Genomic DNA, 20,559 nt, shown 5'->3' on the forward strand with positions numbered 1-20,559 from the left:
AGATCAAGATAAAAATACATGAAAATTTTATTGAAATGTAGTTTTACTATATAAAGGATAAAAAAAATATTTTCTAAATATAAAGTTATTTATTATCTATAATAAAGTGTTAATGCGAAGTTTTGATTTAATAAAAAAAAGAACAATTTTTTAAATAATAATTTTTTCATTGTTTATGAAAATAGCAATTGTTTGTTATCCAACATTTGGAGGAAGTGGTGTAGTGGCTACAGAATTAGGTTTAGAACTTGCTAGAAGAGGGCACGAAATACATTTTATTACCTATCGTCAACCAGTACGTTTAGCTCTTTTAAGTCATAATGTACATTATCATGAAGTAAATGTTCCAGAATACCCATTATTTCATTACCAACCGTATGAATTAGCTCTTTCGAGTAAATTAGTAGATATGGTAAAGCTTTATAAAATAGAAGTTTTACATGTGCATTATGCTATACCTCATGCTTATGCAGGATATATGGCGAAACAGATATTAAAAGAAGAAGGAATTAATTTGCCAATGGTAACTACATTGCATGGTACAGATATAACTTTAGTAGGAAATCATCCCTATTATAAACCCGCTGTTACATTTAGTATTAATAAGTCGGACGTTGTAACATCTGTTTCTAAGAGTTTAAAGGAAGATACTTTGAAATATTTTGAGGTAACTAAAGAAATAAAAGTAGTTCCTAATTTTATAGAAATAGCAGATACAGAATCTCATAATCGAATTTGTAAACGTTCTGTAATGGCTGAACCAGAAGAAAAAATAATTACACATATCAGTAATTTTAGAAAAGTAAAAAAAATTCCAGATGTTGTAAAAGTTTTCTATAAAATACAAGAAAAAATACCCGCTAAATTAATGATGGTAGGAGATGGTCCTGAAAGAGAAAAAGCAGAATGGCTTTGTAGAGAATTAGGTATTGAAGAAAAAGTTATTTTCTTTGGAAATAGTCATGAAATAAGCCAAATCTTATGTTATTCAGATCTTTTTTTACTACCTTCAGATACAGAAAGTTTTGGATTAGCAGCACTGGAAGCAATGGCTAATAAAGTGCCTGTAATATCAAGTAATTCGGGAGGGCTGCCAGAAGTTAATATAAATGGTGTTTCTGGTTTTTTAAGCTCAGTAGGGGATATAGAAGATATGGCTCAAAATGCACTTAAAATTCTTTCAAATAATGAAGTTTTAAATAATTTTAAAAGAAATGCTTTTGAAACAGCTAAACTGTTTTCTGTTGAAAATATAGTACCCATTTACGAAGGAATATATAAAGAAATAATAGGTTTAGAATAAAAATATTTGAGATTAAAGAGGAATAGTTTGAGACTTTACCAATTCACTTTTTCCAGTCTAATACCAAATTCTAGTTAAAAAAACACTAGTAACCACAACTCCTTTTTATTATTTACCAATACATTTTTCTTTTTTTTATTCAAGAAAAACAAAGTGAAGTTATTTTTTTAACAAAACATTTGTTTTTTCTTGAAAAACACAGTATATTTGACTTAGTTGTATTTCCATAAATGGTTATTATTATTAAAAAACAAATATACGATGATACCACACAAACAAAACAATTTACCTACATACTTACAAAAACCTAACACCCCCAAATCATTCCTTATATTATTTTTAGGTATCTACATCCCTTGTATTTTTTATTTTTTTTAAATCTTTATAAATATGTCATTTAAATCTAAACTAGTAGTAGCAGGAAAAGAGTACACCGTATTAAACGTAAATTACGGGTTATTTCAAGAAACAGACGCAACAGGTAGACCTTCTACCGTAACAAGAGGAGGTAAAATTGAGTTAACTATTGAAGGAACAGCAGACACTTCGTTCTTTGAGTGGATGACCAACTCTTTTGAAAGAAAAGACGGTAGTGTAAAATTCTTTAAAAGAGATAGCGATGCTGTTTTAAAAGAATTAAAATTCTCAGAAGCTTATGTTGTAAAATTCAGAGAAAACTTCGACTCAACTGGCGTAAACCCATTAACCGAAACCTTTACTATTTCAGCTAAAAAAATTGAATTAGGATCAGGCGCTTACCAAAACGAATGGGTATAACAACACCTAAGAGGCTGTCCTAAAAGGTCACAATCTTATCATTTCGATTAAAGGAAAAACCAAGAGTTTTACCCAAATAGGAGAAGCAAATCACATATTACTGTGACTTCTCCTATGGTCGAAGTGACAACTAAAGATTGATTTTTCACTTTTCAGACAGCCTCTTTTTTAACCCAGATTCCGGATTAGACTTCGTTGTGAAACAAAAATTTTCAATAAATTCAAGTGCTCACGGAAAATTTTAGAAGAAGAAATAGTGAACTATTTTGATGATTAAAATTTGAGTACGTGCTTGAATTGGAAGAAAAATAAAGTGGAATAGATTTACTTCGTCTATTCGCTACGCTCGGGTCTAATGCGTAATCTGGGTTTAATTCCTTCTTTTAAAAACACTATAAAAATTTAAGACATGTCATTTTTAGCCAAATTAGAATTAGACGGTAACACCTATAATATCTTAAACTGCGATTATAATTTCACACAAGAAATAGATGCAACAGGAAAACCACAAGGCATGCCCCAAGGAGGTGAAATCAACATCCGTATAGAAAGCAACGGCAAAACCAACCTACTACAGTGGATGCTAGACCATAGTCAAACCAAAAACGGTACCATTATTTTCTTTCGTAGAGACGCTATGAGCAAATTACAAGAACTAAAATTTGAAAAAGCCTTTTGTGTATCCTTTTCCGAGTTCTTTGATTCCCAAAACAACCAACCCTTACAAATAGCCATGCGACTCATAGCCAAACGTTTTACACTAAACGATACCACCCATGAAAAAAAATGGAAAGACTAACAAAACCAAACAACTAAAAAACACAGACCATGGAAACCTATAACAGCGATTATGGCAGACTCAATCATCCTGATGATCTAGCTAAATACGCCTCCGTTGGCACTTTTAAAGACTTTTTAGCCGATAAATCAAGCCCCTTAGTTTACTGTACCCTAACAGTAGAAGGCAAATCCTTTTTAGAAAAATCCCATTTTGATCTAACACTTGACCAAAAAACCAACGAACACGACACCTTTACTATTGCAACCCGTGCCGATTCCCTAGACAACCAAGAAGCATACATCATGGAAAACTCCAAAAGTTATCTAGGCAAAACCATACACATCCACCTACATCGATTTGGTGAAATAAAACAAACCTTTACAGGCATTATAACCCATCTGAACCTTTTAAAAAAAAATGGATACAGTCAGTTATACATTACAGGACATGCACCGACCATTATGCTAGAACAAGGCTTAGAATGCCAAAGTTTTGAAAACAAAACCCTAGAACAAATCATACAAGAAATAACCGCCGAATATCCAAAAGACAACTTCAACCTAATTACCAAAAACAGCAACACCCAACATGTAATCCCTTACACCGTACAATACAACCAAACCGATTACCAGTTCCTAAAACAATTGGCCATACGCTATGGCGAGTACCTGTATTATGACGGACAAAGCTTGGTGTTAGGCAATAAAGTAGGCCCTAAAATAATTGTATTAGAAGAAAACATAGACCTAATACATGTATCTTTTGAACTATCGGTAAAACCACAACAATTTACCTACACCACCTACTATACAGAATCAGGAGACAACCTACAACGAGATAGCGCCTTTGCTCAATTACAAAGCAAATTTAACCCCTACCAACTCGCAGCCCTTAAAGCTTCAAAAGACGTATTTCATAAAAAACCCAACAAACTCTACAATCAAACCGGAATTAGTAGCAAAACAGACCAAGAACTACAAGATGCCGTAAGAAAACAAAAAGAGCTACGCGAAAGCCTTATGGTGGTAAAAGGCAAAAGTAAAGATCCCCAACTCAAACAAGGCGATCTAACCAAGCTAATTGATATTAACGACAAACCGATGGAAACCTATCGGATCATAGAAATCAAACACTTTCATGATGGTAACCAGTACTACAACGAATTTGTAGCCATACCCGATTTGTGGACACCTCCTTATTTTGACGACAGTGCTTATCCTAATTGCGAAGAACAAACCGCACAAGTAGTAGACAACAACGACCCTATGGGCATGGGACGTGTACGGGTACAATTTCCATGGCAAGAAAGAAAAAACCAAAAAACCCCTTGGATTAGGTTAATACAACCCCACTCAGGAGCAGGCAAAGGCTTTCATTTTATCCCCGAAATAGGCGAGGAAGTACTGGTTGGTTTTGAAAGTGGCAACGCCGAAAAACCTTTTGTATTAGGTACTCATTATAACGGAAGCGCAACCAGTGGGTATCATACTAGCGGGAATGATGTAAAAGCCATAAAAACCCGTAGTGGAACTAAAATTATTCTAAACGATGCCCAAGGCTCTGTTTTTATAGAGGATCCTAGCGGCAACACTTGGACGATGGACGGACATGGGAATATTAATGTAAATGCGCCAAAAAACATGATCTTTACCGCAGGCGAAGATATGATTATTAACGTGGGTAAAAACATGACAACCTCCGTTGGAATGAATATATCTGAAAGTGCAGGAATGAATAAAAATGAAACCATTGGTGCCATGAAAAACACTACCGTTGCAATGGATATGATGACCATGGTAACAGGAAAGTTGACGGAGATTATTGAAGGAGATGTGCATAGTGAAACAAAGAAAGAGAGAAATGAAGTAAGTGATAAAGAAATGAATATTCAGTCAACAGGTATGATTAATAAACATTCAGATAAGGAAGTGCAAAATAATAGTGCCGAGAACTCAAAACAATTTTAAATATGTCTAGAACAAGAATTGTAAAAGGTACCTATACAAAAATTACTGGAGGCGACCATAATATGTATGCCAAAGGAAATATTGTAACTACAGCAGGAAAATCTATTAACGAAATTGGAAAAGAAAATGGAGTTACCTGTAATGAACCCAAAAAACCACCTTTAGCTCCAAAGCATTTTTTTGTCAAAGGATGGTGGAGCTCAGACCTAGTGGGCAGTAAACCAATAGAAGAAGCCTTGATTGACGATATTGTCTATTTTCACGCAGAAACAAAGAACATTCCCGATGGCGACATGGTTCAAATGAGACTCTATGACGATGATAACAATGAAATAGAAGAACCTAAAGAAAAAAACGACAAAAGCGAATATATAGAAACCATAAGTAGTAACAAAGCAGGGATTACAAACAAGAAAGTAAACGGCAACAAGATTGTAATTGCTTTGCGACTGGCTAATTTAGAAAAATTTATAGCCAATGAAGCCGATAAAAAACTAGAACTCTACTATCGTTGTAGTTATAAAGGTGAAAATGTAGAACTTCCTAGAGCCTCAAGCGATTATTTGAAAGTAAAAGGAATGCCGAAGATTATTTTTGTAAATGGACATTGGAATAATATAGCAAATAAAATTGGGATGTCACCAGGTGAAGGACAAAAACAGTATTGGATATTTTTCACAGGGAAGTTTCAAGAATTTAAGAATAGAGCGGATAGATATTTCCAGTTTAAGCAGCAAAGTATTGAATATTTTATAGACGGATCGTCATTATGGGGAGGAAGCGAGAATGGACAAGAAAGAAAAGACAGAGGTTATAAATATGCCAAAGAGCATTTTAATGAAATAACCAAGGGATTAGGAGATCAACCTATTTGTCTTATTTCTCATAGTGAAGGTGGTGCTTGCGCTTCTGGAGTTGCAAAATATTTAATTGAACGAGGAGTCAATGTTAAGGAGTCTATTTTACTTTCTTGTGATGAAGGAGATGAGTTTACTATTGAAAATAATTATCCTAGTTATCAGCTTGTAGCAGGTTATTTAGATCTTGATTTTATAACAAAAAAAAAATATTTTAAAATTGATCCTGTTGTAAAAGATAATAAAATAAAAGGAGTAACAAAATATGGAGTTTATATTTCAAAGTCAAGTTTTACCACAGTACACGGTGCAACCGTTGATGATAATATTTTTGATTTATTAAAAAAACTTAAATCATTAACAATTGAGCAGGTTTGGAACTCTAAAGGTAAAATGGTATATCAAACCTTTCCAAAAGATGAAAAATGGGCTAAAATTGATGAATATATACTTTATAATAGCCAAATTGATTACTATCCTACAAGAAACTCAAATATTATTGAAATGTATAAAAAAAGAGAAGATTAAATGAGAAGAAAAATTATAAAAGGTATAATAATATCACTTGTAGTCATTGGTTTATGTTTTATTTTAAATCCTTTTTATTGGTTAATGGATAGTAGTGCGATTAAACAACCAGAATTATCTATTGAGGAGGAAAATTATTTTGAAAAATTTGAAAATGAAAGTAAAATTTCTATTGAAAGATATTATGAAAATTTTGATTCAAAAGGTAATGACACTTTATATATAAACGATTTTGATAAAAGAGTTTTCGATTATACACTAGCTCTACATATGTCAAACAATAAGGGGTTATTCCATTTGGAAGAAGATTCCGTTTTTAATATCGCTAATCATATTAAAAAAGAAGTACTCAAGAATAATAAATATTTAAGATACATATATATATATGATGATCTTAATAAATATAAATTTATTAATAAATATAAATATTTAGAAAAAGCGGAATAAAAATTTTGACATTACATTAGGTGTATACATTTACAATTTCCTTAACAACACCAAAAAACATGATCTTTACCGCAGGCGAAGATATGATTATTAACGTGGGTAAAAACATGACAACCTCCGTTGGAATGAATATATCTGAAAGTGCAGGAATGAATAAAAATGAAACCATTGGTGCCATGAAAAACACTACCGTTGCAATGGATATGATGACCATGGTAACAGGAAAGTTGACGGAAGTAATTGAAGGAGATAAAGAAATACAGATCGATAAAAAATATGACGTAAATAGTCAAAACAGTATCACTTACTCATCACAAGGAGAAGTCAACAAACATTCTAAAAAAGAAGTTAAATTAAATAGTGCTGATAAATCTAAACAACACTAATTATGGCTTACAAATCAATCATAGGTGGCAAACTCATAGTTACCGCCAAAGAAGGCATAAATCACTATGCTAAAAAGGACATTATAATTAATTCCAACAAGACCATCAATCTAAAAGGAGAAGAGAAAGGAGTTAGTTATGGAGAACCAGAGGTTTTTAAAAATAGTAGCGAAAATTTTGATGTTTCACTATCTATAAATAAAAAACAAAATACTTTTGTACCACTAGGCATACTTGACTTTGAAAACAATTATGAAAATCGGTTTTTTATTTTTGATTACTCCTTAAAAATGACCAATTTGGATTCTTTACACTTTCAAATATTCAACGAAAATGGAGAACAAATTTATCAAGTCACTAACTTAGCTCCTATTGTTATAACTGCTCAAAGAACTCCAAAATTATTTTCGAAGTTAAAAGCAAAAACCCCTACATTAGACTCAATAAAACCCATTAAAACATTTGATATTCAAAAATTAATGGATGATTACTTATATCCTGATTTAACACACATAGGTAATTATTGTATTTTTTGGGATGGTTTTAACAACGATGAAATATACGACAGTACTTGGTTTGATGGCAAAAAATTAAAAGCCAAAATTACTGCTAAAAAAGGAGGCACGACAAAAGTACAAGAAGTTGAGTTTGAAACCACTCGTAAAGAAGTAGATTGGGTGGACGTTAAAATAAACAAAAAAACAAAACGTATAGACGTTACTTTGCGTGTAGATTTGAAAGATGGAGGAGCTAATGGACTTGATTGCAAACAAGTACTAAAAGGAATGCGTGATAATACACATTGGGTAACAGAATGTCCTTGGGACGACATACCTTCAACAGCTATATTACCTAAGAAACCTATTATTAAGCAAAGAACAAGAAGTTTTGCAGATTTAGAGAAATTAGCAATAGATGGTTTAAATTACCATTGGGGAAGAAATAAAAATCATACAGTTGCAAAAGATGTTAAGATAAATGGAAAGTCTTTTGAGGTTTATATAAATACAATCAATACAACTGATAAGGCAATGGATGATGTGAATTTGGTTTATAATACAAACAATGAATGGGTGCGTTCTATGAATCCAGGCTCTGCAACTAGTGTAAAATCATTTTTTGGACAGGTAATGTTTGAAAGGATAGTATATAATGTCGGATATATGGAGGGTAGTCAACGATGGTATTGGATGGGGAACTTTAATGATATTGATGATGATTTTTCTTATACATCAGCACATGAGATTGGACATGAAATTTTAAAGTCATACGCAAGTGATAGTTTTTATTCATACAAGCATAAAGGGAGCTCCACTTTATCCGAAACTAAGCCTATTTCAGAAGGAGGAGTTAATTATCCTTCAAGTGGAGAAATAGATCTTATGAAATATTTCAATAATGAACCTTATTGGAAAGATTTTAAAAGAGTGGTAGCCGAAGAGAAAGATGTTTTATGCTTATTATGGCTTTCGAAAATTAAAATAAAATAATATGAAGAATATGAGAATATTAATATTGTGTATGTTTTTTATTGTGGGATGCTCTGTTAAATTAGAACGCCCTGAAATAAAAGGATTTGTTTATGATAAAATTACAAAGAAACCAATTAGTAATGTAAAAATTATTACTTATAACGATGGGCAAATAATTACTGAATCAATTACAGATACTTTAGGAATGTTTTATTTAAAAGCTATTAAAAATTCCCATTTGTTAGATTTTGAAAGTGGAAATGATCCTAAATTTTATGATATTATATTAAAACATAGAAATTATTTAACTGATTCTTTGCAGGAAAAAACCAGAGCTAGTTTTATTAATGAATTAAAGGTTTATGATACAATTTTCTTATCCAAAAAACCAAGAAATTAGTTCTTTTTTGTGATGTTTCAAATTGGTATAACATAAGTTCAAAATGGAGATACTTTGATATTATAGCCGATAAAGTTGACAATGATTTTAAATACACATCAGCTCATAAATTAGGACATACAATTTTGAGAAAATACGGTGGTAAAATTTATTCTTTCACTCACGATGAACTCTTCAACCATATTACAAAATCCAACAGGCAATCAGAGTTATATAAAACAAAGAAATAATTCAGAAATTAATTTAATGTATTATTTTAAAGATGATCCTAGTCAATCACATTATGATTATAATTTGATTGTTGCCTCGGAAAGAGATTCTTTGAGCTTAATTTGGTTAACTAAAATTATTATAAAAGGATGAAAAAATTATTTGTTATATTATTTATTGGTATATCATTTATAGGTTGTAAAAATTACGCCTATATATTTGATGAAAAAGAAGAAAAACCTCTTGAAGGAGTTTTAGTAATTGACTTGAATAATAATTCAAATAGAACTTATACAGATAAAAATGGAAAGTTTTCTTTTACAGAATGTGGTAATGTTTTAATTCAAAAAAAAGGGTTTAAATCGGATACTTTAAAGGATTATGGATGTAAACCAGATCCATATTGTTTCAATGGAAAAGTATTCTATATGAAACGTATCAATAAATAATTTATCATCGCAAGAAATTCTAAATTTAAAAAAACAAAACGTATAGATGTTACATTGCGTGTAGATTTGAAAGATGGAGGAGCTAATGGACTTGATTGTAAACAAGTACTAAAAGGAATGCGCGATAATACTCATACTGTGACAAAATGTCCTTGGGACGATATACCTTCAACTGCTATATTACCTAACAAACCTATTATTAAACAAAGAACAAGAAGTTTTGCAGATTTAGAGAAATTAGCAATAGATGGTTTAAATTACCATTGGGGTAGAAATAAAAACCACGCTGTGGCAAAAGATGTAAAGATAAATGGAGAGTCTTTTGAGGTTTATGTACATACTAGAAATACTGAAAGTCGAGCAATGGATGATGTGGATTTGGTTTATAATACTAACTATAATTGGTTACGTTCTAATAATCCTGGTAAAGTTACAGGTGTTAAGTCTTTCTTTGCAAATGCTGCCCAATACATTCCTTTTGTACCATTAAGTGAATCTATATACTACAATGTTGGTCATTTAAATAATGTATATACTTTCGAATCGGATGTTTTACAAAAAGAAGCTTGGACTTATGTGAGTGATAAACTATTATATAAAAATGGAAAATCAAAGGTAGATTTAGATTATTCATACACATCTGCACATGAAATTGGTCATACTATTATAAGAGCCTATGCTGAAGGTAGTGGAGCCAGTGCAGACCATTCTTACCAACACAAAGGAAGTTCAGGGTATTCTGATACCAAGCCTGTCTCTGAGGGAGGATTTAATTATCCTTATGCTGTTAACAAAGAGATTGATTTAATGAAATACTATAATAATGATCCTAGAAATTTTTTAGATTACGATTTCGAAAGAATTGTGGCAGAAGAAAAAGATGTTTTGGGGCTATTGTGGTTAACAAAAATTAAAATGCAATGAAAAAAGTAGTATATATTATTCCTGTTTTATTGGCTTTATTAAGTTGTAGCCAAGCTGAAAAAAAAGAGTACTCTGGTTATATTTACAATAAAAAAGAACCTATAAGAAATGCTAAGATAGTTGATGTAGACAATCGAGCTCATTTTAGTTATACTGATTCTAAAGGATATTTTGTTTTGAAGAAACTAAAAGAAAGTCCAGATGAAATAATAATCATACAAAAAAACTCAGAAATAGACACAATCAATCTTTTAAGCGGAGGTGGTTTAAAGAAAGCTTATATATTCTTTTTTAGGGAAGGTTTCAGCGATACACTATATTTAGATCGGGAAAGATTTTTTAAAAACCAAACCAAAGGTAAATAGACTTTTCTTAGGGTCCAAAAAGGACCCTATGACGGCAGTAAAAAATCTTATTTCAAGACAAGCAATTTGCTATAGTGTTGGTTATATGTATTATTTTGATTGGTACGAATTTGAACCATTTAAAGAAAAAAAATGGAGATACAGAGAAAGAATAAACGAAGATATAGATTTTAAGTTTACTGCTGCACATGAAATAGGTCATGAAGTATTAAAAAAATACGGTGGTACAATTTATTCTTATGGTCATAAAGGAAGTGTAAATTCAGTTACTCAGTCAATGAAAGATAATGCCCCTTCTTATCCTTTAAATGGAGAAATAGATATAATGCCATATTATCCACAAGATCCTCCGTTTAAAATTTATCAAAGATATGCACTAGCTGAAAAAGATTTATTAGGTTTAATATGGTTAACTAGATTAGAAGTAAAATGAAAAAAGTAACAATAGTGTTATTAGTTATAGTAGCTAATTGCACAAATAGAAATAATTTTAAATATTATCAAGGTTATATCTATTTAAATAAAAATCCAGTGCCAGATGTTGAAGTTTATGAAGAAGATAATCCTTCGAATAAAACGAAAACAGATGAAAATGGTTTTTTTAAAATTCCAATGCAACAAAAGTATATTTCTAATTTTTTAATAATAAGAAAAAAAAATAAAATCATTGATTCTATCCAAATAATTAGAACATCTGGAGGTGAGAAAGTTAATTTTTATTTTGTAGAAGGCAGAAAAGACACTTTATTTGTTGATTATAAATAAAAATACAATGAAATTTTTTTTATTACTATTTACATTAGTTTGTACTAATTGTGAAAATTTTGATAATGATTATAGTGGATATGTTTATGATAGGTCAACAAAAAAACCGCTTTCAAAAGTTTTAGTAAGAGAAAATTTTGTTAAAAATTCAAAACAAGCTTTTACAGATAGTAATGGTTTTTTTAAAATTAAAAATGATAGTGAAGCTATTACAGATTTAGTTTTCTTGCTTAATGGATACAAATCAGATACTGCTGTTACAGCTTGGTCACAACATGGAGAAAAAATGGAATATAGGTTTTTAAATAAAAAAATGACACTATTTTTTTAGAAAAAGAAATCGATACTATTTATATTGGTCAGTAAAGTATTAAATACCTCATAAGCTTTTTAGATTGCGATTTCTAAAGAATTGTTGCAGAAGAAAAAGGTCTTTTAGGACTGCTATGGGTAACAAAAATTAAAATAAATGAAAAATATCTTTTTTTTAATAGCATTAATATTATGTAGCTGCTCACCATCAATAAAAGATAATTATACGGGGTATATTTACCTCAATAAGAGACCTTTAAAAAGAGCGAAAATTATAGAAGAGAACACAGAAAATTACACTTTTTCAGATAGAAAAGGTTTTTTTATTCTAAAAAGACAAAATTTACACTCTGTAAATAATTTAATTTTTGAGATAAGTGATACAAAAGATACTATTGAGTTATTGCGTGGTGGAGGTGCAGGCAAAAACACACACTATTATTTTTTAAATAAAAATATAGATACGGTTGACCTTCATCTCGAAAGGATATTTAAAAACCAAACCAAAGGTAAATAGACTTTTCTTAGGCTCCAAAAAAGACCCTATGACGGCAGTAAGAAATCTTATTTCAACACAAGCAATTTGCTATAATGTTGGGTATATGTATTATTTTGATTGGTACGAATTTGAACCATTTAAAGAAAAAAATGGAGATACAGAGATGATTTAAATGAAGATATTGAATTTAAAGAAACAGCAGCACATGAAATAGGTCATGAAATTATTTTGACTTATGGAGGATATAAATATTCAAAAAGCCACAAAGGTAGTTCGACAATTGTGACACAAAGTGATTTGGGTTTAGTTTTGCCTGCAACAGGAGAAATCGATCTTATGAAGTATTATAGCCAATATTATGATATTTCAAGAACTATAGTAGCAAAAGAAGATCTGTTAAGCTTAATTTGGTTATCAAAAATTAAAATAAAATGAAATATTCAATATTCTTGGTTATAATACTATTTTCCTGTTCACAAAAAACTTAATAGTTTATAGAAAACCAGTAAAAGGTTATGTGTATTCAGAAAAAAACTTACCTGTAAATGATGTTTCAATAAAATATGATTCATTAGACATTTTGAGTCCAACTAATATTAAAACAGATAAAAAAGGACTATTCATTTTACCTAAAATTATACTAAAAAATGATTTACAAGCTAAAAGAAGAATTAGTAAACTATCTTCTTTAATTTATATCACAAAAAAGGGGTATAAAAAAACAACAATAGATTCAAAAAAATTCGTAAAAAATGAAGCTAAAACTAATGACACAATTGATATAGGTAATATTTATTTAGAAAAAACAAATGAAGATGAATAATTTTTTTCTAAAACGAATAGCCTATATTAGTGTAATTATATTTTCATTTTTACTATATGGAATTTTTTTCATAGAAAACAGTAGATCTTGTTTAGGCTCACCTAAAATTTTACCAACTATTTTCATAGCAATTCCATTAGGACTTTTTATTTTAATTATAGATTTAATCATAACCTTTCTAAGTAAAAACAAAGAAAACAGAAAGTATATTTTTCTATCATTTGCATATTTTATTTTTATCCCAGATTACGCATTAGAAAAAATAAATTTTATAACTTACTGAAATAGAATGGTTTATTTATTTGATAATTCTAGTTCGTAATTTTATATAGTACTAACAATCAATAAAATATGTTTTTTAAAAATCTCTAACGCGTAATCAGGGTTTAACTGTCCTCCTATTGTGAAAATTCAATAAAAATTTTGGAGGTTTAACTAAAGATATTCTACGAATTTATAGGTCAGAAGAGCATATAGACAACCCTAAAGGATGACCATGGTAACAGGAAAGTTGACGGAAATTATTGAAGGAGATGTGCATAGTGAATTCCAAAAGGATACAAAGTACCTAATGACAGTGAACTTAAAAATTATCTAGAAGGAAAACTAAAAGATCAATTTGACGATAAAGGAATAAACATTATGGATTTTCGCATCAGCCATAATTACCTTTAGATATTAAGGAAAATACCCCCAAATAGTATCTAACTTTTTGGGGGTAGTGCATTTTTCTTAGACAACCTTTTATATATTATATAACAATTTTTCTTCCTGTACCAGGTGCAATGTTTTTTTGATCATCTATATAAAAATCAATGCGCCCTAGATTTATACCATAAGCTCCCACTTGATTAACAAGAACTTCTTTATCGTCTAAGTTTTTTTCAATTACAGGTTTGTCTAAAAACGTATGGGTATGTCCTCCAATAATCAAATCAATATTTCGAGTTTTTTTAGCTAAATTGATATCTGAAATTCTTTCAGGTTCATTTTTGTATTCAAAACCTAAATGGGATAAACAAATGATTAAATCGCATTTTTCAACCTCTTTTAATTTTTTTGTTATGTCATTTGCAATTTCTACAGGATCTAAATATTTAGTTTCCTTATAATATCTAGGATCGACTAAACCGTATAATTCTACACCTAAACCAAAAATTCCTATTTTAATACCAGCTTTTTGAAAAATTTTATAAGGTTTAATATGAGTATCTAAGATTGTGTTTTTAAAATCATAATTAGCACACACAAACTCAAAAGTAGCATTGGGTAACTGTCCGTATAATCCCGTAATTCCGTTATCAAAGTCATGATTACCAATTGTTGCTAAATCATATTTCATCATGCTCATAACCTTAAATTCAATTTCACCTCCATAGTAATTAAAATAAGGAGTGCCTTGAAAAATATCCCCTGCATCTAGTAATAATACATTATCTTCCTCTTTACGAATTTGATTAATAAGAGCAGCTCTTCTTGCCACACCTCCCAAGTTTGGATTCTTAGGATGACCTTCAGGGAAAGGATCTATTTGGCTATGCGTGTCGTTAGTATGTAAAATAGTTAATTTTTGTAACGTTCCAGCAGTATTAAAGCTACTTAAAGATAAACCTCCTAATCCTAATAAAGCAGAACTAGCTACTGTGTTTTTTAAAAAATCTCTTCTTTTCATAATCTTTGTCTCTTTATAAGGTTATTCTTGGGTAACTTTAATAATTTGTGGTACTTTTAGTATATCTACTTCCTCAAAGTAATCAATAAGCATATCTCTTAATTTATAATCAATAGATATTTTTCGAGTAGCTTTTAAGAAAAATTCCATGCGATCACCACCACTAGCTAAGTAGTCATTAGCCGCTATATAATAGGTTTTTTCCAGATCTAAATCGTTTTTACCAATTTTAATATCTTTCGCTTTGTTATCTGCGGTTATAGTAAAAGACATCCCAGCAAAAGGGTGTGGTTTTTTGTCTTTAATGAAGAAATTAATAAAATCTAAAATAACATGGCCCTTTACTTCTAAAATCATTGCCGCATTTTCAAAAGGCATTACTTCAAAAGCATTTCTAGCAGTAACATTACCCAAAGGGATAATGGTTCGTATTCCACCACTATTTAAAATCGAAATATCGGCAACTTTACTTTCCCTTTCTTTCAAAACTTGGCTGCTTTTTTCTAAAATAATTTCGGCAAATAAATCGCCAATATTACTTTGAAATTTTGTTCCCTTTGTTTTGTCTAATAATTGAGGGTTGTAAGCTAGTACCTTATCAAGATCTTTGTTTATTTGTTGCCTGTAAGGAGCTATCAAGGTTTCATATTCCTGAATGCTACCCACGCTAGCTTCTACCTTAATTTGCTTACCATGAATTTCTTTTACTACGTTTTGAGCATTTGTAGTAAAGCTAAACGTTATTAACGTTAAAATTAAACCAAAATGTTTCATTTATTCCTACTCTTTTTTATACTTTTACCTGGCATTTTTTATGCTAGTTCAAGCTTGTTAACATTAATTCGTTTCAAAAGAAACAAGACGACAAAAATAATATGTTTATAAACTATATAAAAGAATTATCGTTAAAAAAAATATTAAACTCTACTTTGCAATCTGTGAAAGAACCTTCATTGGTCAAAACCATTGAAAAAGTAGGGTTATTGCTAGATGAATCTTACTCTTTTAAAAAAGAAGAGTTGATTAATTCATTAATCAATAACGGTTTTAAACGAGATCATATTAAAGTTTTAGTTTATAAACAAAAAATAGGAAAAAATGAAAATCTAAGTTATCCTACTTTTTCTTTTAAAGATATTAATTGGAAAGGTGAATTTTCAGCACCATTTGTTAATGAATTTATTTATACTCCTTTTGATCTACTAATAAATTACTACGATGTTGGAAAAGCCCCCTTATTGTTAGTTACACATAATTCAAAAGCAGTATTAAAAGTAGGATTTTCATCAGTAGATAAAAGATTAAATCATCTATTAATAAATGTAAATGCTGAAAACTTTAAAGTTTTTGTGCAAGAATTGTTTAAATATTTAAAAATTTTAAAAAAGATATAATAAAATGCAATCATTTATAGGTACAGGTGTTGCTTTAGTAACACCTTTTAAAAAAGATTTTTCAGTAGATGTTGAATCGTTAAAAAGAATTGTTAATTATGTTATTGATGGGGGAGTAGAATATTTAGTTGTATTAGGTACTACAGCAGAATCGGCCACCTTGTCTACAGCAGAAAAACAACTAGTGATTGATACTATAGTAGAAACCAATGCAGGAAGATTACCATTGGTTTTAGGAGTAGGAGGTAATAATACATTGAAAGTAGTTGAAGAGTTAAAAACACGTGATTTATCTCCTTTTAAAGCAATTTTGTCCGTTTCTCCGTATTATAATAAACCGACACAAGAAGGGATTTTTCAGCACTTTAAAATGGTTGCAGACGCATCTCCTCTTCCTGTTATTTTATATAATGTTCCAGGTAGAACCTCTAGTAATATGTTGCCAACTACTGTTTTAAAAATTGCCAACGAATGCAAAAACGTAATAGGAATAAAAGAAGCTGCAGGTGATATTGTACAAGCTATGAAATTAATTCAATTACTGCCAAAAGATTTTTTGGTTATTTCAGGTGATGATATGATTACTTTGCCTATGGTGTTAGCAGGAGGAGCAGGTGTGATTTCTGTTATAGGAGAAGGATTTCCAAAAGAATTTTCAGAAATGGTTCGTTTAGGTTTAAAAAGGAAAGTAAACGAAGCGTATGAATTACATTATAAACTAATGGATAGTATTGATATGATTTTTGAGCAAGGTAATCCAGGAGGAATTAAAGAAATTTTTAAATCTTTAGATTTATCCGAAAACATATTAAGGTTGCCTTTAGTAAATGTAAATGAAGATTTAGCTAATCGTTTAAACGCATTTACAAAACAAATGACTAAATAGCAGAAAAATAAAGTTTTGAAGTAAAAAATTAATAATTAACTTTGCACTCTGGCTTTTGGAGAGTGTTTTGTAATATTCTAATAAGTCTTTGAAAAAAGTTGACAAGTTTTTATGAATAAATATATAGGTGGTATTTTAGCTACAATGTTATTAGCTTCTTGTAGTGAATATCAAAAAGCATTAAAATCGGAGGATCCAGCTGTAAAGTTAATAGCGGCTACTCATAAGTACGAACAAAAAAAATATACAAAAGCTATTCGCCTTTTTGAGCAAATAGCACCAGTGTATAGAGGTAAAGCAGATGCTGAAAACTTGTATTACATGTTTGCCAAATCCTATTATGTTACCGAACAATATTATTTAGCCGGTTATCAGTTTGATAGTTTTAGTGCTTTGTATCCTAAAAGTAAAAATGCAGAAGAAGCAATGTTTTTAGGAGCTAAATCTTACTCAGAGTTATCGCCTGTTTATTCATTAGATCAAACAGAGACCGAAAAAGCGATCTCAAAAATGCAAGAATTTATTAATAAATATCCTAATTCAACTTATCTTCCTGAAGCGAATACCGTTGCTCTAGGATTACAACATAAATTAGAGAAAAAAGCATTTGAAATAGCAAAACAATACAATACAATTTCAGATTATAAAGCAGCTTTAAAAGCTTTTGATAATTTTTTAATAGATTATCCTGGTACAGCTTATAAAGAAAAAGCGTTATTTTATAAACTAGATTCAGCCTATAAATTAGCAATTAATAGTATTCCGAGTAAAATGGAAGAACGTTTAAAAGAAGCTCGTATTGCTTATAATGGATTAGTAAAGTTTAAAACAGATTCAAATTTTAAGAAAGAAGCGGATCAAATGTTGGTTCGTATAGAAAAAGATTTACAACAATTTCAAAAATAGGATATTAGAATGGATTTAAAAAAGACAACAGCTCCAGTTAACACGGTTACTTATAATAAAAGCAAAATTGAAGAATCAACCGGAAATATCTACGAAGCTATTACAATTATGGCAAGAAGAGCTAATCAAATTAATTCTGAGATCAAAAAAGAGTTAATAGAAAAATTAGACGAGTTTGCTACTTATAATGATAGTCTTGAAGAAATTTTTGAAAACAAAGAACAAATTGAAGTTTCTAAATTTTATGAAAGATTACCAAAACCTCATGCCTTAGCCGTACAAGAATGGTTAGAAGGAAAAATCTATCATAAAAATACGAAATAATCTAAAGCGTATAACATGTCCGTTTTAAGTGGTAAAAAAATAATACTAGGTGTAACTGGTGGAATTGCCGCTTATAAGTCGGCTTCATTAGTAAGACTTTTGATAAAAGCAGGTGCTCAGGTTCAAGTAATCATGACACCTGCTTCTGTTGATTTTGTTACGCCGTTAACGCTTTCAACACTATCAAAAAAACCCGTTTACATCCATTTTTTTAATCAAGAAGATACTGCTGCTCTGTGGAATAATCATGTAGAGTTAGGACTTTGGGCTGATCTTATGATTATTGCACCTGCTACAGCTAACACAATGTCTAAAATGGTAAATGGAAATTGTGATAACCTTTTATTAGCAACTTATTTGTCTGCTAAATGTTCTGTCTATTTTGCACCCGCAATGGATTTGGATATGTACAAACATCCTTCTACTTTAGCTAGTTTTGAAACTTTAAAACGTTTTGGAAACATCATGATACCTGCTGAAAATGGAGAGTTAGCAAGTGGACTCTCAGGAGAAGGACGTATGGCTGAACCCGAAAATATTATTTCTTTTATAGAAAAAGACTTAGAAAGTAAATTGCCATTAAGAAATAAAAAAATACTCATTACAGCAGGTCCTACTTATGAAGCAATAGATCCTGTTCGATTTATAGGGAATCATTCTACTGGAAAAATGGGATTTGATATAGCAGATGTGGCAGCCGATTTAGGAGCACAAGTAATTTTAGTTACAGGACCTACCTCACTTCAACCTAAAAATAAAACCATTCAAATCAGACGAGTGCGTTCAGCAGAGGATATGTATCGTGCTTGCCATGAATGGTATCATACAGTAGATGTAGCTATTGCAGCTGCCGCAGTGGCAGATTATAAACCAAAAAATGTAGCATCTCAAAAAATAAAAAAAAGCGATCCAACGTTTACAATTGAGTTAGAAAAAACAAAAGATATTTTGGCCTCTTTAGGAGAAATTAAAAAAGATCAGTTTTTGATTGGATTTGCATTAGAAACTGAAAATGAAATTGAACATGCAAAACAAAAAATTCAGAAAAAAAATCTAGATTTGATTGTTTTGAACTCACTAAATGATAAAGGAGCTGGTTTTGGACAACCTACCAATAAAGTGACCTTTATTGATAAAAAATTTAATATAGAACCTCAAGAGCTAAAATCAAAAGAAGAAGTAGCTTTGGATATAGTGAATAAAATTGTAAATCATTATGCGTAAATTTTTAATCTTATTTATCTGTTTCTTCTTCAATAGCTATTATGCACAGGAGTTGAATTGTACGGTGGAATTTAATACAAGTCAGGTTTCTGGAACCAATCAACAAATATTTAAAACTTTAAAAAAAACACTTACAGAGTTTATAAATAATACAAAATGGACAGATAAAACCTATAAATCAAATGAAAAAATAAATTGCTCATTTTTTTTTAATATTAATTCATTTGATAATATAAATAAGTTTTCAGGTAGTCTACAAGTAACAGCTACACGTCCCGTATACAATACTACTTATACTACCTCTATCCTGAATGTTAACGATAAAGAATTAAATTTTACCTATAATGAATTTCAAAATTTAGTATTTAACTCAAATGCTTATGAGTCTAATTTAATTTCAGTAGTAGCTTTTTATGCTAATATGATTATAGGAATAGATGCGGATACCTTCGCTTTAGAAGGAGGAACAAAAGCTTTTGAAATGGCGTCCAATATTGTTGCTCAGGCACAAGTAACACAAGAAAAAGGATGGATGGCGACTTCATCACAGAATCGTTATTTTTTAGTAAATGATATGTTATCGCCTACTTTTGCCTCTTATCGAAAAACAATTTATGATTATCATTTAGGCGCATTAGATAAAATGGCTGATAATCCTAAAGAAGGAAAAGAAGCTATGCAAAAAGCAATTTTTAATTTAAAAGAAGTTGTAATATCTCGTCCTAATGCCTATCTGACTCGAATTTTTTTTGATACTAAGTCAGATGAAATTTTAAGCGTATTTTCTGAAGGGCCTAAAATGGATGTAAATCAATTAGTTGAAACATTAAGTAAATTATCTCCAACCAATATTAGTAAATGGAGTCAAATTAGTTTTTAGCTTTGTCC

The 20,559-nt window shown here is 30.1% G+C and carries 28 protein-coding genes; 25 read left to right on the forward strand and 3 right to left on the reverse strand.

Annotated features, from left to right (window positions below):
* Positions 1–175: 175 nt before the first annotated feature.
* The 19 genes from bshA to NAB20_RS09510 all read left to right on the forward strand — a co-directional run bounded on the left by bshA (position 176) and on the right by NAB20_RS09510 (position 13,265).
* A complete protein-coding gene (bshA, locus tag NAB20_RS09420) occupies positions 176–1,303 on the forward strand; it encodes an N-acetyl-alpha-D-glucosaminyl L-malate synthase BshA (protein WP_105196720.1) in 1,128 nt (375 codons plus the stop codon).
* Positions 1,304–1,693: 390 nt separating this feature from the next.
* Positions 1,694–2,080, forward strand: coding sequence for a type VI secretion system tube protein TssD (gene tssD / locus NAB20_RS09425; protein ID WP_105195469.1), 387 nt, complete (start codon positions 1,694–1,696; stop codon positions 2,078–2,080).
* Positions 2,081–2,489: 409 nt separating this feature from the next.
* Positions 2,490–2,879, forward strand: a complete 390-nt coding sequence (tssD, locus tag NAB20_RS09430; RefSeq protein WP_088395034.1) for a type VI secretion system tube protein TssD — start codon at positions 2,490–2,492, stop codon at positions 2,877–2,879.
* Between the two features lie 29 nt (positions 2,880–2,908).
* Positions 2,909–4,828 (forward strand): type VI secretion system Vgr family protein, encoded by a 1,920-nt coding sequence (locus NAB20_RS09435; protein ID WP_375605038.1) that lies wholly within the window; start codon positions 2,909–2,911, stop codon positions 4,826–4,828.
* Between the two features lie 2 nt (positions 4,829–4,830).
* Positions 4,831–6,213 carry a hypothetical protein gene (locus NAB20_RS09440; protein ID WP_375605039.1) on the forward strand — a complete coding sequence of 461 codons (1,383 nt, stop codon included), beginning with the start codon at positions 4,831–4,833 and terminating at the stop codon, positions 6,211–6,213.
* Entirely contained in the window at positions 6,214–6,660 is a 447-nt protein-coding gene (locus tag NAB20_RS09445; protein WP_105196682.1) for a hypothetical protein, read from the forward strand. It abuts the gene before it with no gap.
* A 59-nt stretch (positions 6,661–6,719) separates the two neighbouring features.
* Positions 6,720–7,046 carry a hypothetical protein gene (locus NAB20_RS09450; protein WP_375605040.1) on the forward strand — a complete coding sequence of 109 codons (327 nt, stop codon included), beginning with the start codon at positions 6,720–6,722 and terminating at the stop codon, positions 7,044–7,046.
* Between the two features lie 2 nt (positions 7,047–7,048).
* A complete protein-coding gene (locus tag NAB20_RS09455; RefSeq protein ID WP_375605041.1) occupies positions 7,049–8,536 on the forward strand; it encodes a hypothetical protein in 1,488 nt (495 codons plus the stop codon).
* 10 nt (positions 8,537–8,546) lie between these two features.
* Positions 8,547–8,918 (forward strand): hypothetical protein, encoded by a 372-nt coding sequence (locus NAB20_RS09460; protein WP_235877380.1) that lies wholly within the window; start codon positions 8,547–8,549, stop codon positions 8,916–8,918.
* A gap of 165 nt (positions 8,919–9,083) precedes the next feature.
* The gene (locus NAB20_RS09465) at positions 9,084–9,281 is read left to right on the forward strand and encodes a hypothetical protein (RefSeq protein WP_375605042.1); all 198 of its coding nucleotides are present in this window, start codon (positions 9,084–9,086) and stop codon (positions 9,279–9,281) included.
* The gene (locus tag NAB20_RS09470) at positions 9,278–9,577 is read left to right on the forward strand and encodes a hypothetical protein (RefSeq protein ID WP_105196680.1); all 300 of its coding nucleotides are present in this window, start codon (positions 9,278–9,280) and stop codon (positions 9,575–9,577) included. Before NAB20_RS09465 ends, NAB20_RS09470 begins: the two co-directional genes overlap by 4 nt.
* Positions 9,578–9,631: 54 nt before the next feature.
* Positions 9,632–10,501, forward strand: a complete 870-nt coding sequence (locus tag NAB20_RS09475; protein ID WP_375605043.1) for a hypothetical protein — start codon at positions 9,632–9,634, stop codon at positions 10,499–10,501.
* Entirely contained in the window at positions 10,498–10,866 is a 369-nt protein-coding gene (locus NAB20_RS09480; protein WP_375605044.1) for a hypothetical protein, read from the forward strand. The genes NAB20_RS09475 and NAB20_RS09480 overlap by 4 nt, the downstream gene beginning before the upstream one ends.
* Before the next feature lie 28 nt (positions 10,867–10,894).
* Positions 10,895–11,299 (forward strand): hypothetical protein, encoded by a 405-nt coding sequence (locus NAB20_RS09485; RefSeq protein WP_375605045.1) that lies wholly within the window; start codon positions 10,895–10,897, stop codon positions 11,297–11,299.
* Positions 11,296–11,631 carry a hypothetical protein gene (locus NAB20_RS09490; protein ID WP_105196678.1) on the forward strand — a complete coding sequence of 112 codons (336 nt, stop codon included), beginning with the start codon at positions 11,296–11,298 and terminating at the stop codon, positions 11,629–11,631. The genes NAB20_RS09485 and NAB20_RS09490 overlap by 4 nt, the downstream gene beginning before the upstream one ends.
* A gap of 7 nt (positions 11,632–11,638) precedes the next feature.
* Entirely contained in the window at positions 11,639–11,962 is a 324-nt protein-coding gene (locus tag NAB20_RS09495; protein WP_375605046.1) for a carboxypeptidase-like regulatory domain-containing protein, read from the forward strand.
* A gap of 138 nt (positions 11,963–12,100) precedes the next feature.
* Positions 12,101–12,460 carry a hypothetical protein gene (locus tag NAB20_RS09500; protein WP_375605047.1) on the forward strand — a complete coding sequence of 120 codons (360 nt, stop codon included), beginning with the start codon at positions 12,101–12,103 and terminating at the stop codon, positions 12,458–12,460.
* A 28-nt stretch (positions 12,461–12,488) separates the two neighbouring features.
* Complete coding sequence (locus NAB20_RS09505) at positions 12,489–12,614, forward strand: hypothetical protein (RefSeq protein ID WP_375605048.1); 126 nt, start codon at positions 12,489–12,491, stop codon at positions 12,612–12,614.
* Positions 12,615–12,959: 345 nt separating this feature from the next.
* Positions 12,960–13,265: a hypothetical protein gene (locus NAB20_RS09510; protein WP_375605049.1), complete on the forward strand. Its 306-nt coding sequence runs from the start codon at positions 12,960–12,962 to the stop codon at positions 13,263–13,265.
* 21 nt (positions 13,266–13,286) lie between these two features.
* On the opposite strand, the gene NAB20_RS09515 is transcribed toward NAB20_RS09510, so the two are convergent.
* The 3 genes from NAB20_RS09515 to NAB20_RS09525 form a co-directional block, all read right to left on the reverse strand.
* The gene (locus tag NAB20_RS09515) at positions 13,287–13,436 is read right to left on the reverse strand and encodes a hypothetical protein (RefSeq protein ID WP_235877386.1); all 150 of its coding nucleotides are present in this window, start codon (positions 13,434–13,436) and stop codon (positions 13,287–13,289) included.
* Between the two features lie 580 nt (positions 13,437–14,016).
* The gene (locus tag NAB20_RS09520; protein WP_105196667.1) at positions 14,017–14,937 is read right to left on the reverse strand and encodes a bifunctional UDP-sugar hydrolase/5'-nucleotidase; all 921 of its coding nucleotides are present in this window, start codon (positions 14,935–14,937) and stop codon (positions 14,017–14,019) included.
* A 21-nt stretch (positions 14,938–14,958) separates the two neighbouring features.
* Positions 14,959–15,711, reverse strand: coding sequence for a 5'-nucleotidase C-terminal domain-containing protein (locus tag NAB20_RS09525; protein WP_105196666.1), 753 nt, complete (start codon positions 15,709–15,711; stop codon positions 14,959–14,961).
* A 101-nt stretch (positions 15,712–15,812) separates the two neighbouring features.
* Between NAB20_RS09525 and NAB20_RS09530 the strand changes: the two genes are divergently transcribed.
* From NAB20_RS09530 to NAB20_RS09555, 6 genes are all read left to right on the forward strand, one after another.
* The gene (locus tag NAB20_RS09530) at positions 15,813–16,331 is read left to right on the forward strand and encodes a DUF6913 domain-containing protein (RefSeq protein ID WP_088393523.1); all 519 of its coding nucleotides are present in this window, start codon (positions 15,813–15,815) and stop codon (positions 16,329–16,331) included.
* 4 nt (positions 16,332–16,335) lie between these two features.
* Complete coding sequence (gene dapA / locus NAB20_RS09535) at positions 16,336–17,217, forward strand: 4-hydroxy-tetrahydrodipicolinate synthase (RefSeq protein ID WP_088393525.1); 882 nt, start codon at positions 16,336–16,338, stop codon at positions 17,215–17,217.
* A gap of 111 nt (positions 17,218–17,328) precedes the next feature.
* Positions 17,329–18,123, forward strand: a complete 795-nt coding sequence (locus NAB20_RS09540) for an outer membrane protein assembly factor BamD (protein WP_105196664.1) — start codon at positions 17,329–17,331, stop codon at positions 18,121–18,123.
* Positions 18,124–18,132: 9 nt separating this feature from the next.
* Positions 18,133–18,447, forward strand: a complete 315-nt coding sequence (locus tag NAB20_RS09545) for a DNA-directed RNA polymerase subunit omega (protein WP_088393529.1) — start codon at positions 18,133–18,135, stop codon at positions 18,445–18,447.
* A gap of 15 nt (positions 18,448–18,462) precedes the next feature.
* Positions 18,463–19,671: a bifunctional phosphopantothenoylcysteine decarboxylase/phosphopantothenate--cysteine ligase CoaBC gene (coaBC, locus tag NAB20_RS09550; protein ID WP_105196663.1), complete on the forward strand. Its 1,209-nt coding sequence runs from the start codon at positions 18,463–18,465 to the stop codon at positions 19,669–19,671.
* On the forward strand, positions 19,664–20,551 hold the full coding sequence (locus NAB20_RS09555) for a DUF4835 family protein (RefSeq protein WP_240668945.1): 888 nt from the start codon (positions 19,664–19,666) through the stop codon (positions 20,549–20,551). The genes coaBC and NAB20_RS09555 overlap by 8 nt, the downstream gene beginning before the upstream one ends.
* Positions 20,552–20,559: the final 8 nt, after the last annotated feature.

This window comes from Flavobacterium davisii, from assembly GCF_042182265.1.
Classification (GTDB): Bacteria; Bacteroidota; Bacteroidia; order Flavobacteriales; family Flavobacteriaceae; genus Flavobacterium; species Flavobacterium davisii.